This window comes from Bartonella propinqua, from assembly GCF_047263965.1.
Lineage (GTDB): Bacteria > Pseudomonadota > Alphaproteobacteria > Rhizobiales > Rhizobiaceae > Bartonella.
This window is the reverse complement of record NZ_JBLEBK010000005.1, coordinates 106,427-120,655: the sequence shown is the minus strand read 5'-3', so window position 1 is coordinate 120,655 and position 14,229 is coordinate 106,427. Positions and strand designations below refer to the sequence as shown.

At 35.2% G+C, this 14,229-nt stretch carries 9 protein-coding genes; 6 read left to right on the top strand and 3 right to left on the bottom strand.

The window, feature by feature from the left end; genetic code table 11:
- Positions 1-206 precede the first annotated feature (206 nt).
- The 5 genes from proS (at position 207) to mfd (ending at position 7,362) form a co-directional block, all read left to right on the top strand.
- Entirely contained in the window at positions 207-1,535 is a 1,329-nt protein-coding gene (gene proS, locus ACMFKV_RS05215; protein ID WP_413154672.1) for a proline--tRNA ligase, read from the top strand.
- Between the two features lie 8 nt (positions 1,536-1,543).
- Positions 1,544-2,812: a lipoprotein-releasing ABC transporter permease subunit gene (locus tag ACMFKV_RS05210; RefSeq protein ID WP_413154671.1), complete on the top strand. Its 1,269-nt coding sequence runs from the start codon at positions 1,544-1,546 to the stop codon at positions 2,810-2,812.
- Positions 2,812-3,492 (top strand): ABC transporter ATP-binding protein, encoded by a 681-nt coding sequence (locus ACMFKV_RS05205; protein ID WP_332060881.1) that lies wholly within the window; start codon positions 2,812-2,814, stop codon positions 3,490-3,492. The genes ACMFKV_RS05210 and ACMFKV_RS05205 overlap by 1 nt, the downstream gene beginning before the upstream one ends.
- Before the next feature lie 76 nt (positions 3,493-3,568).
- Positions 3,569-3,853, top strand: coding sequence for an FAD assembly factor SdhE (locus tag ACMFKV_RS05200; protein ID WP_336288505.1), 285 nt, complete (start codon positions 3,569-3,571; stop codon positions 3,851-3,853).
- 11 nt (positions 3,854-3,864) lie between these two features.
- Entirely contained in the window at positions 3,865-7,362 is a 3,498-nt protein-coding gene (gene mfd, locus ACMFKV_RS05195; RefSeq protein WP_413154670.1) for a transcription-repair coupling factor, read from the top strand.
- Positions 7,363-8,255: 893 nt separating this feature from the next.
- Here mfd and ACMFKV_RS05190 read toward each other — a convergent pair.
- Positions 8,256-10,067 (bottom strand): extracellular solute-binding protein, encoded by a 1,812-nt coding sequence (locus ACMFKV_RS05190; protein WP_413154668.1) that lies wholly within the window; start codon positions 10,065-10,067, stop codon positions 8,256-8,258.
- A 308-nt stretch (positions 10,068-10,375) separates the two neighbouring features.
- Here ACMFKV_RS05190 and ACMFKV_RS05185 point away from each other — a divergent pair, with 308 nt between their 5' ends.
- The gene (locus ACMFKV_RS05185) at positions 10,376-10,987 is read left to right on the top strand and encodes an invasion associated locus B family protein (RefSeq protein ID WP_336288508.1); all 612 of its coding nucleotides are present in this window, start codon (positions 10,376-10,378) and stop codon (positions 10,985-10,987) included.
- A 79-nt stretch (positions 10,988-11,066) separates the two neighbouring features.
- Here ACMFKV_RS05185 and ACMFKV_RS05180 read toward each other — a convergent pair whose 3' ends face one another.
- Both ACMFKV_RS05180 and ACMFKV_RS05175 read right to left on the bottom strand, forming a co-directional pair.
- On the bottom strand, positions 11,067-13,703 hold the full coding sequence (locus tag ACMFKV_RS05180; protein WP_413154667.1) for an Rne/Rng family ribonuclease: 2,637 nt from the start codon (positions 13,701-13,703) through the stop codon (positions 11,067-11,069).
- Entirely contained in the window at positions 13,627-13,890 is a 264-nt protein-coding gene (locus tag ACMFKV_RS05175; RefSeq protein WP_336288510.1) for a hypothetical protein, read from the bottom strand. The genes ACMFKV_RS05180 and ACMFKV_RS05175 overlap by 77 nt, the downstream gene beginning before the upstream one ends.
- Positions 13,891-14,229: the final 339 nt, after the last annotated feature.

The following is a 14,229-nucleotide window of genomic DNA, read 5'->3' as shown; positions in this document are numbered from 1 at the left end:
TCTTTATTTTTTATTAATTTAAAGAAAAAGGAAAATATCAGACCATTTTATGACTAAAAAGTAAAAAATTTAGAAAATATAATACATAAATTCTTTAATAACATGATCATTATATTTGCAAAAATTCAAAATGAAATTATAGTTTAGCTTGTGATATATTTAAACTATTCCGATATGATGTGCTTGATTAGGAGTGAATTAATTTAATGCGTCTTTCTCAATATTTTCTTCCTATTTTAAAAGAAAATCCTAAGGAAGCAGAAATTGTTTCCCATCGACTCATGTTGCGTGCAAGCATGATTCGTCAACAAACATCAGGGATCTATTCTTGGCTTCCGTTAGGAAAAAAAGTACTTGATAAAGTTTGTAAAATTATTCGTGAAGAGCAAGAACGAGCTGGTGCAATAGAAATATTAATGCCAACGATTCAACCTGCTGATCTTTGGCGTGAAAGTGGTCGTTATGATGATTATGGTTTGGAAATGTTACGCATTAAAGATCGTCAAGAGCGTGACTTACTTTATGGTCCAACCAATGAAGAGATGATAACAGATATTTTTCGCTCATATGTGCGTTCTTATAAAGACTTGCCCCTCAATCTATATCATATTCAATGGAAATTTCGTGATGAAATCCGTCCACGTTTTGGTGTGATGCGTTCGAGAGAATTTTTAATGAAAGATGCTTATTCTTTCGATTTTGATCATGAGAGTGCTAAAACATCTTATAATCGTATGTTTGTTGCTTATTTACGCACTTTTTCTCGTATTGGCTTAAAAGCAATTCCTATGCGTGCTGATACAGGTCCTATAGGTGGCGAACTCAGTCATGAATTTATTATTTTGGCTGAAACGGGTGAAAGCGCTATATTTTGCGATAAGCAGTTCCTTGAACTCACAGTTCCACATGTTTCAGTTGATTTTACTAACAAGGATATTTTAGCTGATATTGTAAAACAGTGGACATCTTTTTACGCTGCAACAGAGGAAATGCATAACAAAGAAGAATGGGATAAAGTTTCCGTTCATCATCGCTTGTCGGCACGTGGAATTGAAGTAGGGCATATTTTCCATTTTGGAACTAAATATTCTGCTCCAATGAAAGCAAAAGTTATGGGGCAAGATGGAAAAGAACATTTAGTCTCTATGGGATCTTATGGCATTGGACCTTCACGTCTTGTTGCTGCAGTTATTGAAGCATCTCATGATGAAAATGGTATTATTTGGCCAAAGTCAATTGCACCATTCGATTGTAGTATTATCAATATGAAGCCTGATGATGAAAAATGTACTCACATGTGTGAAACTCTTTATCAGGGATTAATACATGCTGGTTTTGACCCATTATTAGATGACAGAAATGAACGTCCTGGATCGAAGTTTGCAACGATGGACTTGATTGGCTTGCCAACACAAATCATTGTTGGACCTAAGAGTGTTGCACAAAATGAAGTTGAAATTAAAGATCGAAAAACAGGTATTAAAAAATCTCTAACGGTTCAAGATACACTCAACCAGCTTTCTGTAATTTTATAGGCAATGTTATGTATATGCTGAGGAGCAAATGGTTTTTATCTTATGAATGGATGATAGCTTTTCGTTATATGATTCCCAATAAAAAGCATATAGTTGCATCTGTTATTTCAATTATTTCTTTAATTGGAATTATGTTAGGGGTGTTTGCTTTAGTTGTTGTGATGGCGGTGATGAATGGTTTTCGTATAGAGCTTCTCAATCGTATTCTTGGCATGAATGGCCATCTTGTTGTTCAAACAATTAATTCTGGTTTTCCCGATTATAATACTCTTATTTCTTCTTTAGAATCTGTCAATGGTATAAAGTTTGTTTTGCCTGTTGTTGAAGGTCAAGCGCTTGTACAGGGTGAACTTGAAGGAGGATCTGGTGTTTTAGTTCGTAGTATGCGAAAACAAGATTTAGAAAAGCTTAAAACAGTATCTGAAAATATTAAATCAGGTACGCTTGCTCAGTTTGATGAAGAGGATGGTGTCGCAATTGGCAGTAATTTAGCAGCAAAATTGGGACTTACCGTTGGAAGTAATCTTCGTATCATTACACCAGATGGTGATGAGACGCCTTTTGGAGTTATGCCACGTGTTAAAGCTTACAAAGTGACAGCTATTTTTGAAGTTGGTATGTCTGAATATGATTCAATATTTGTTTTTATGCCTCTTCATGAAGCACAGGTATTTTTTAATTTAGGAGATCAGGTGCAGTTTTTAGAGTTATTTCTAAATGATCCTGATGCTATTGATCAAATAAAACCACAAGCAGAGAAAGTTATTAATCAACAAGTCTATTTAATTGATTGGCGTACACGCAATCAGGCTTTTTTTTCAGCCTTACAGATTGAACGAAATGTTATGTTTTTTATTCTTTCTCTTATTATTCTCGTTGCTGCCCTGAATATCATTTCAGGACTTGTTATGCTTGTCAAAGATAAAAGCCATGATATTGCAATTTTACGCACAATGGGTGCACGTCAAAGTGCTATTATGCGTATATTTATTGCGACTGGTATGATGATTGGATTTATTGGAACAATATTGGGCTTGATTTTAGGTATTATCACTATTGCTAATATTAATCATATTCAAAATTTTGTATCTTGGCTGTTTAATGTCGATGTATTTAATCCTCAGCTTTATTTTTTAGCAAAATTGCCTGCACAAATTGAGTGGGGACAGACAGTTATGGTTGCTGTAATGGCGTTATTTTTATCATTTCTCGCAGCACTCATTCCAGCATGGCAAGCTGCTAGGTTGGATCCTGTACAAGCTTTGAGGTATGAATAATGACGGCTGTTTTAGAGCTTGTTGAGATCGAGCAACATTTTTTTGAAAATGATAAACCTTTAATTATTTTAGACAAAGCTAATCTTACCCTTAATCGCGGAGAGCTTGTTGCTCTTATTGCACCTTCTGGTGCTGGAAAATCAACACTTCTTCATATTGCTGGATTATTAGAAAAACCAAAAGCTGGTGATGTGATATTACGAGGTATTTCTTGTACAAAACGCTCTGACAGTGAGCGAACATCTCTCAGGCGAAATGATATTGGTTTTGTTTATCAATTTCATCATTTGCTTCCAGAGTTTACAGCTTTAGAAAATGTTATGATACCACAAATGATAGCAGGATTAAAAAAAACTGTAGCAGAAGATCGTGCACTAAAATTGTTAACATATCTGCGTGTTTCTCATCGCGCGAAACATCGTCCATCAGAATTATCGGGGGGAGAACAACAGCGTGTTGCTATTGCGCGTGCAGTAGCAAATGGTCCTTCGGTTCTTTTAGCCGATGAACCTACAGGAAATCTTGATCCTGTAACTTCAGCTTATGTATTTCAAGCTTTATCTGTTCTTGTTCGTCAATCTGGTCTTTCTGCTCTTATTGCAACGCATAATTACGGTTTGGCTAAGCAAATGCATCGCCGAATTACGCTTAAAGAAAAAAAGATTATTGAACTTCCTTAAAAATAAGGTACACAATCCATTTTATAAATTAAATTTATTATATTGATATCATTTTTCATCTATTAAGGAGACTTTTATGACAGTTTTTGTCGTTGACGAAAACCAATTGGACGCACGCCGTCGTCGATTGGTTTTTCGTGCATGGCATAGAGGTATTCGTGAAATGGATCTTATTTTAGGGCAGTATGTGGATGCTCATATCGCTGGTATGAATGATGAAACTGTTTCTGAACTTGAGTATATCATGTCCTTTAATGATCGCGATTTGCTAACATGGATTATTGGAGAAACTTCACCACCATCTGAAATTGATGGTTCACTTTTTCATGATATCGTAAATTACTATATTTGCATAAATTAAAATTGATCTCAATGTCCATATTCAAAAAAATTACTATTCCTAAAATTTCTGATCATATGCAATTTGATGGGGTTACTGATGGGTTTGAAGCCTTTGTACTTGCTAAATTAAGTTCAGAAATTGTACAAGGAAAACCACTTATTTATGTGATTCGCGATGGAACAAAAATTGCTCATTTACAGCAAGTTTTAAATTTTATTGAGCCAAATTTTCCTATTATTCAATTTCCTGCGTGGGATTGTTTGCCTTATGATCGTGTGTCGCCTGGGGGTGCTGTTATGGCACATCGGCTATCTGCTTTGACGCATATATCAAATTTGCGTAAAAACCCACGCACTGCGATTATATTAACGACTGCAAATGCAATTATGCAAAAATTGCTTCCTCGGGAAATGATTGAATCTCAGATTATTTCCGCACATATTGGTCAGAGTACTAATATGGAGCGTTTAATTCATTCTTTAAAATCCAATGGTTTTGAGCGCGTTGCTACTGTTCGTGATGTTGGTGAATTTGCTGTGAGAGGAGGAATTATTGATATTTTTTCTCCTATGGATATCGCCCCTTTGCGTCTTGATTTTTTTGGAGATACCCTAGAAAGCATCCGCGTATTTGATCCAGAAACACAAAGAACAACAGGCACGAAAACTGAATTTTTGTTACAATCAATGAGTGAGGTTGTTCTTACGCCTGAGTGTATTCAGCGATTTAAAAGTAATTATACCCATACATTTGGTGTATCACAAAAAAATAACATGTTGTATGAGGCAATTTCTCAAGGGCGACGTTTTGCTGGTATGGAGCACTGGCTCCCGTTTTTTTATGAAAATCTTGATACTTTTTTTGATCATTGTGGTAATTGGCCTATAGTTTTTGAGCATCTCATAGAAGAAGTGCTTATAGAGCGCTATCGTCTTATTCAAGATTATTATAATGCTCGCAAAGAGCGTGAAAATGATAAAGAAAGTCCTACTTCTTATCATCCAATACAAGCTGATCTTCTTTATTTAACACCAGAGCATATTTTAGAGCATGTACAAAAATCTGGGCAGCGTATTGATTTCACACCTTTTCATATCCCACAAACTTTTGAAAAAACTGTTGTTCACACGAATGTTAAACAGGGATATGATTTTGCGAAAGAACGTAATGCGCAAGAAAAAAATGTTTTTTCGAGCGTTGTTGACCATATTGCTGCATTGCGTGCTGCTGGTAAAAAAGTGCTTTTAGCGGGTTGGAGTGAAGGATCCCTTAATCGTTTGATACAGGTTCTTGATGAGCATGGGTTAAAAAAAATAAACGTTGCAAAATCATTGCAAACTGTCAAAGCAACACCACGTGATCGTATCTGTGCAGCTGTCTTGATGATTGAGCACGGTTTTGAGGCTGAGGATTTTGTTATTATAGCAGAACAAGATATCCTCGGTGATCGATTAATAAGATCACCAAAACGACGTAAACACAATACAAATTTTATTTCTGAAATTGCCGCTTTAAATGCTGGCGATATTGTTGTGCATATCGATCATGGTATTGGACGATTTGTTGGTCTTAAAACCATTATGACAACTGGAATTTTACGAGATTGTCTTGAAATTAAGTATGCTGGAGGCGATTTACTCTTTTTACCTATCGAAAATATCGAGCTTCTCTCACGTTATGGGTCAGAGGGAACAGATGTAGTGTTAGACAAGTTAGGTGGTGTCGCTTGGCAAGCACGTAAAACACGACTTAAAAAACATTTATTGGAAATAGCCGGACAGTTAATTCATGTAGCTGCAGAGCGTGCTACACGTTCTGCACCTTCTTTGGTTCCGCCAATTGGACCATTTGATGAATTTGTTGCGTGCTTTCCCTACGAAGAGACAGAAGACCAAATGGATGCAATTGATGCCGTTTTAGACGATTTGGCATCAGGAAAACCGATGGATCGCTTAATATGCGGCGATGTTGGTTTTGGAAAAACAGAAGTTGCCATTCGAAGTGCTTTTGTTGCAGCATTAAATGGATATCAGGTTGCTGTTGTTGTTCCAACAACGTTGCTTTCACGACAACATTATAAAACTTTTATTTCGCGTTTTCAGGGACTCCCTGTGAAAATTGGTCATGCTTCGAGGCTTGTGAAAGCTAAAGAACTTGCACAAATTAAAAAGGGTATTTCAGATGGTACGATTGATATTGTCATTGGAACGCATGCATTATTAAGCGATGCAATCAATTTTTCACGGTTAGGGCTTCTTATCATTGATGAAGAGCAGCATTTTGGAGTAAAACACAAAGAGCGTTTGAAAAAACTTAAAAGTGATATTCATGTTCTTACACTTTCAGCAACACCTATACCACGAACTTTAGGGTTAGCATTATCAGGGGTACGTGAACTTTCATTGATAACAACGCCACCTATTGATAGAATAGCGGTACGTACTTTTATTTCACCTTTTGACGCGCTTGTTATACGAGAGACTCTGCTTCGAGAATATTATCGCGGTGGACAAAGTTTTTATGTTTGCCCTCGTATTTCTGATCTTGCTTTTGTGGAAGAATATCTCAAAACACATGTTCCGGAACTTAAATTTATCGTAGCTCATGGGCAAATGCCCGCTGGACAACTTGATGATATTATGAATGCGTTTTATGATGGGCAATATGATGTATTATTATCGACCACCATTATTGAATCAGGCCTTGATATCCCAACTGCTAATACATTAATTGTACATCGTGCTGAGATGTTTGGTCTTTCTGCCCTCTATCAGTTACGTGGGAGAGTAGGGCGTTCAAAGCAACGTGCTTATGCATTTTTTACGTTTCCTTCTGGTAAAATTTTAACTCCTGCTGCGGATCGTCGTCTTAAAGTGTTACAATCTCTTGATACACTAGGAGCTGGTTTTCAATTGGCAAGCCATGACATGGATATTCGCGGTTCAGGAAATTTTTTAGGTGAAGAACAATCAGGACATATTAAAGAAGTTGGATTTGAACTCTATCAAAAAATGCTTGAAGAAGCTGTTGCTGAATTAAAAGATGGCGAGCAAAATGAGGATCAACAATGGTCACCTCAAATTTCACTTGGTACAACGGCAATGGTACCAGAAAGCTTTGTGCCTGACTTATCTTTACGTATGGGGCTTTATCGTCGTTTGACAGAACTGAATGATTTAGAGCAAATAGATGAATTTGGAGCTGAATTAATCGATCGTTTTGGTCCTTTGCCGCTTGAAGTTCAATACCTTCTTAAAGTTTTTTATATCAAAACATTGTGTCGAAAAGCGCATGTGGAAAAGTTGGATGCTGGACCAAAAGGTGTCGTTATACAGTTTCGTAATAATTATTTTGAAAATAGCATTGCTCTTATTCAGTGGGTTGGGAAACAAGGTTCGATGGCAAAAATTCGACCAGACCAGAGTATTGTCTTTATCCGTGATTGGGTAACAGTGGATAAAAGACTGAGCGGAGTAGCAACTATTATGAAACAGCTTGCAGAAATGGCAGGACACTGTACCACTTAGCGGTATTTTTACTTATTCAAAATTATCACGCGTTTTTAAAAATTATTCTATAAAGTATCCATCCTTGTTAGTCACTTTAAAAGTGTTAACGTCAAAAATATTTATGATGAATATTTAAAGTAGAATTAGTTTTTGATTAAAATATTAGCATATTAAATGGTTTAAGATTTATTTTTAAGAATAAAATTAAAGAAAATTTTGATAAATTAAGCTTTTTGGAAAAGCACAATTTAGATACAGGATAACATAATCCTATAGGTAAATTTAATTCAAAATTTTGGTGATTTCATTAACAGAGAAATAAGAAGTTATATACAGCGTGTATAGATAAAGGGGGCAGGGGAAGAGAAATTGTGATTAAAGTGAGAATATTTAAAAATTTTAGTAGTTTTATGAATTTCTGTCTTTGAGAGTAGATAGAAATTTTGATGTTAAAATTGACTATCAGTTTTCAAGCATAAAATTAATAAGAATATGTTTTATAAGGATATAGGAGTTTTTTTTATGCAAAGACTTCATTGAAAAAAGAAAATTTTAGCTCAGCAAAAGATGCAATTCATTTGATTAATTCTAAGATAACAAAGTTTTGAAAACAACAATGAACTTTTAAATTTTAAAAATACTGGTATTTCTGCAGCCTTAAAAAATTATTATAAAAATAGTTTATATTAGTAATATTTTTCTCTCAAGTAATTACAGTGTAAATCTTGCTTCGTATAAAGCTGTTTTACTATATATAATTACTTACGTGAACTTTAATAGAGTGTCTGGCTAATGAAACTAATGCAACTAAAATATTACTAAAGTAATTAGTTTGATGGTTTAAATTATTTTTATAAATATCTGTTATTTAAAGTAATTTTTTTATAAATAAATAAAGTTTAAAACAGTTTTTATTCACGCCACCAAGCTGGAAGGCGATACCCATAGAGTGGTGTATAAGTGGGATGTTTAATATATGACCAACGAGCTATCCATTGTTCAGGCAAATGATAAAGCGGTATATAATAGCTTCCAGAAATAAGAACTCTATCTAATGCACGAACTGCTGCAATGAAGTCAACATCTGTGCGTGCGTCAAGTATCGCTGTTATCATTGCATCTATGGCAGGATTAGCTGCCCCAGAAAAATTAAAACTTCCTTTTAAATTTCGAGAAGCTGAACTCCAGCGATTTATTTGTTCATTTCCTGGTGATAGAGAATTTCTTAATTTCCCTACGATCATATCATAATCAAACATTCCTAAACGATTTTGATATTGGCTATCATCAACTGTTCTTATCTGAGCATGAATGCCAAGACGTGACAAAGTACTTTGAAACGCAAGCGCAACTTTTTCTTCTTCAAGTGATTGAGTCATAATTTCAAATTGAAAAGGTAAACCATTTGGGAAAATAGCTTTATTGTTTTTTTTAATAATGCCTGCTTCTTGTAACAATTTCCAAGCTTTTTGGGCAGTTGACCGATCCATACCTGATCCATCTGTTTTAGAAATACGCCAACTGCCATCCATAACTTCAGGAAGAACTGCCTCAGGATAAGGTGCTAAAAGTATTTTTTCTTCTTCACTTGCTGGTCTTCCAACAGATGAAAGGATAGATCCATCCCAATAACCTTCTGTTCTAGTGTAGACATTATTGAAAAGATAATGATTGACCCATTCAAAATCGAAAAGTATTGATAATGCTTGTCTTACTCTTTTGTCTTTGAAAATAGCACGACGTGTATTAAAAACAAATCCCATAAGATCAGCAGGAGTCCCCTTTGAAAAATTTTCTTTGATGATCCGTCCTTCACGAACAGCTGGAAAATTATAGGAATGTTGCCAACGACTTGGGTTTGTTTCAATAAAGATATCAATTATACCTTTTTTAAATGCTTCAAAGCGCGCTGTATCATTACGAAAATATTCAATTTGGATGGTGTCAAAATTATTTAATCCTTTATTGACAGGAAGGTTTTGACCCCAGTAATTTGGATTGCGCTTATAAATAATCCGTTCACCTAGATCAACACGCTCAATAATGTAAGGACCGCTTCCTAAGATTTTATTTAGATTATTTTTTTCAAAATCATCAACATTAATAGCGTGTTTGGGCAATATTGGCATTACACTTGCTAAGAGAAGGGGAAATTCACGATCTTTTGAGTTTGGGAAACACATTTTAATACCATAATCCCCAATCTTTTCGATAGATTCTATGCGTTTCATGTAACGACTAAATGGAACTCTTCCTTTATCTTTAAGGAGTTTTATTGTGAACAAAACATCTTCAACTGTAATGGGCTTTCCATCTGAAAAACGCGCTTTGGGGTTAATAAAAAAGGTAATTTCAGTGCGTTCATCGTTTAATTCAACTTTCTCTGCCAGAAGGTTATAAAGTGTAAAAGCTTCATCACGAGAGCGTACCATCATTGTTTCATAAACAAGTCCAGAAAATTGTTCATCAGCAAAAAGTCCCCTTGCAGTTGTTCGAAAGCTGCGGATTACAAATGGGTTTAATCCATCAAATGTTCCAACAACGCCATAAGTCACTTTACCTGTTCGATTTGCATCAGGAAACGCATAAGGAAAGTAATCAAAATTATTCGATAATTTTGGAGAGCCGTGCATTGCAAGACCCGTTGCTAGAGCTCCATGGCTTAAAAGAAGATTTACAACTATAAAGAAAAGTCTAAAATAATGAGCGCTGTAGAATAACATAGACATTTACTTTAATTATATTGCAATATTGCTTTGTTTATGCAATCTTAATTTACTTCATTGTACTTAGATAATTTATGAATGAATTTCATAAAAGGCCAATGCAATAAAGAGGGGAATTCTACACATGAATGTATAAGAGTTCAATTGGCTATTTGTAATTTTTTTCTAAAATTTAATTTTTCTCTTTGTATTGAAATAAATGGTGTCATTTCATGGGTTTCATTTAGTACGATTGGTTGAAATTATGTTTAATACTCCTAATGTTGGAGTTATTATAAAAGCACGTTGAAAGGATTAATTTAATTATGTCGCATAAAAGTGTCTATTCTGCCGTTTCAGTATTAGTTGGAGCCGTCGCTCTTTTTTTTATAGTACATATTTCTGCAAATGCGCAGACTTTGTCTCAAGGTTGGTACAAGGTTTGCAGTAAACAGCATGATGTTGATATTTGTAATACAATGAATACTATTGTATCAAGTACTGGACAACCTTTGACGGCTTTTAATTTAGTTGAAATAAAAGGAAAACAAAATGAAAAGCGCGTAGGTATTCAAGTGCCTACAGGTCGTTTTTTACCAGAAGGTGTTCACATTCAAATTGGGAATGACTTTTCTAAAAAAATTCCTTATATTATCTGTAATGGACCAAGTTGTATTGCCAATGATATTTTAGATGATAAACTTATTGCTGCTATGAAAAGTGGGACAAAAATGGTTGTCACTACAATGAATGCTCGAGGTTCAGCAAATCCTATTGAATTTTCTCTTGATGGCTTCACAACTGCATACACTGGTCCTGGTATGGAGGAAAAAGATTTTCAACAAGAACAAATAAAACTACAACAAGCTATTCAATCAAAACAAAAAGAGATTGAAGATCGTATGCAGGCTGAACAAGAAAAAGCTAAACAAAATTAATCAGAAAGCTTTTTTAAATCTTTTCTATGTTCGTTTATTTAAATTGCCACAAAATGTTTTGTGGCAATTTTTTTAGCAATTAATTTTTAGAAAAAGTTCTGCGTCTCCACCAACCAACACGCTCAGTCTTTGGAGCATCATCTGGTGTTGATGATATAATAATAGGTTGACTGATTGTTTCTTCAATTTTGCTAGGAATGTTTTTGTCAACTTGCTCCATTTCAAGCTTTTTCTCTGATATTTCTGTTATTTGCGTCAGCTCCTCTTTAGGAAGAGTTTTTTTACGTGTTTTGCGTGTTGATTTTTTTGTATTTGCAGGAGCTTTGTCTCCCGCATTATGAGCGAACTCATCCACTTTTTTTGTTTTAGTTTTGTGTGTTGAGCTCTCTGTAGATTTTTCTTCAAGAAGTGCTGATGTTGTTTCACTCTGATTGTTTTCAAGATTCTTTTTATTTTGCACTATTTTTGAAGATCGCGTTTTACGTTTTTTAAGCTTAGTAACTGCATCAGCTTTTGCAGTTTCATCCTGTTGTACATTTGAAGATTGGATATCACTCTTTTCTTCTTTAAATTCAACAGACTTAGCGGTTGAAATATGATGCTGGCTGTTTTCCGCTTTTATTTCTTCTACAGCCTGCTTGGAAAAATCCCCTACTGGTTCTGAATAGGGAATACGAGGTTGATAAGAATTATTATCTTGATTACGACGGCTACCAGAACGTCCCCGACGACGTCCTCGACGATAAGAGTCTTCATCATTTGGAACATTGTCTTTATCTTTTTTATGAGTAGTGGAGGGAGAACTTTCATTAATCTCATCTTGACGTTTTTTATGCCAACGTCGTTGGTTTGTATCAACGGATGTTTGACCTTCAATAGATTCATTTTCTACTAAAATTACGTCTTCAGTTTCTTCTTGAGTATCATTCTCAAAAAAAGATGGAGACTGGGCAACGACCTCTGCTATTGTGCCCTTAGAAATAATAAGATGTTGCGTTCCAATACTATCGTCTGCTTCAATACTAATATTAAGCTTAAAGCGTGCTTCTAAATTAACAAGAATATTGCGCTTGTGGTTTAAAACATAAAGTGCTGTTGCTACAGGCGTACGCACAATAATATTATGTTGAGGATTATGAAGAAGATACTCTTCAATTGAGCGCATAACGTGCAAAGCAATTGATGATTCGGAGCGTACATGCCCTGTTCCAGCACAATGTAGGCAAGGCTGCATCGTACTTTCTAAAACTGACACGCGAATACGCTGACGACTCATTTCTAAAAGACCAAAGTGTGAAATATGACCAACTTGAATACGAGCGCGATCGCTTTTAAGGCAATCTTTCAATTTTTTTTCGACCATCCTAACATTGCGATCTTCAAGCATATCAATGAAATCAATCACTATCAAACCAGCTAAATCGCGTAGACGTAATTGACGAGCTACCTCTTCTGCAGCTTCAAGGTTGGTTTGTAATGCTGTTTTTTCAACAGAATGCTCTTTGGTAGAGCGGCCTGAATTTACATCAATAGCAACAAGCGCTTCCGTTTGGTTAATAACAAGATATCCTCCAGATTTTAAAGAAACTTGCGGAGATAACATTTTATCAAGCTGAGTTTCAATATTGTTACGCGTGAAAATAGGAATGGGATCACGATACGGTTGAACAACTTTTGCATGACTTGGCATAAGCATGCGCATAAAGTCTTTTGCCTCACGATATCCTTGATCGCCAGAAACGAGAATCTCATTAATATTTTTATTGTAGAGATCACGTATAGAGCGCTTTATGAGATTACTTTCTTCATGGACAAGACATGGTGCAGTTGATTTAAGTGTCAAAGCGCGGATATTGTCCCATAATCGCGTAAGATACTCATAATCGCGTTTAATCTCAGCTTTTGTTCTATTTGCTCCAGCAGTTCGCAATATAACACCCATGCCCTTTGGAACTGCTAATTTTTTTACAATTTCTTTAAGACGTTTGCGATCTTGTATGTTAGTGATTTTTCGTGAAATACCACCACCCCGAGCTGTATTGGGCATTAAAACAGAGTAACGACCTGCTAAAGATAGATAAGTTGTGAGCGCTGCCCCCTTATTGCCACGCTCTTCTTTGATGACTTGCACTAATAAAATTTGACGCCGTTTAATGACTTCTTGAATTTTATACTGACGTTCTTGCTTACGCTGATAAGTAGGAAGCTCTTCACGTGCATCTTCCGCGCCAACCATTTCTATATCATCATTAGAAGCATCTGTATCAAATGTTTCTTCTGTATCATCGTTTATAACTGCTTCAGATATAATATCATCTTCAGCATTCACTGCCACGATTTTGTCATTTTTATCTTTTTTTGTTTTTCTCGAGCGTTTTTTATTTGTGTTTATTTCTTCAGTAAAGCTATCTACATGATTTTCTCCAATAGCTTCCTCTTCTTCTTCAAGAAGAGCGAGGCGATCGGCAATAGGAATTTGATAATAATCGGGATGAATTTCCGAAAATGTCAAAAAACCATGACGGTTTCCACCATATTCCACAAAAGCTGCTTGAAGTGATGGTTCTACACGTGTAACACGCGCTAAATAAATATTTCCCTTGAGCTGCTTTTTATGTTCTGATTCAAAATCAAGTTCTTCAATTTTGTTGCCGTGAACAACAACAACACGTGTTTCCTCTGGGTGAGAGGCGTCGATAAGCATTTTGTTTGACATAAGTTAAAATCCTGAAGGCGGCATGCGCAACTTCGTTCAAACGAACAGTATAATTGTTTAAAAACGTAAAGGGCTGTCTACCATAAAAGGGAGGCGCTGGCATAACAGTATGAGTTACTACACGCAAACGCATTTCTGCATTTATAGCATCTATAATCATTACCCCTACCTGTTTTGTATGACTCATACTTTATAAGTCTCCAGCAAAAAAATCTTGATAATAGTTCGAATATCCGAATCAGTGAATCTTCAATAACGTAATCCTAATTTTGGGACATGAAGACTTTTCATCCACAAAAGCCTTAATGTATAATGTGTGACAAACCTTCTAAAGACAACTTAATATGAGCTATAGATAATTTAAGTCAAGACTAGATGGTTGTTATCAACTAGGAAGCGTAAATGCTCTTTTATGTTGATATCATGGTTTTGGCAAGTAACAATATAAAAGCATGCCATTATAATCTCTGTATTATCTCAATTTAGTTTTTACTATTTATGATTAAAAAATTCAGTATATATTGAA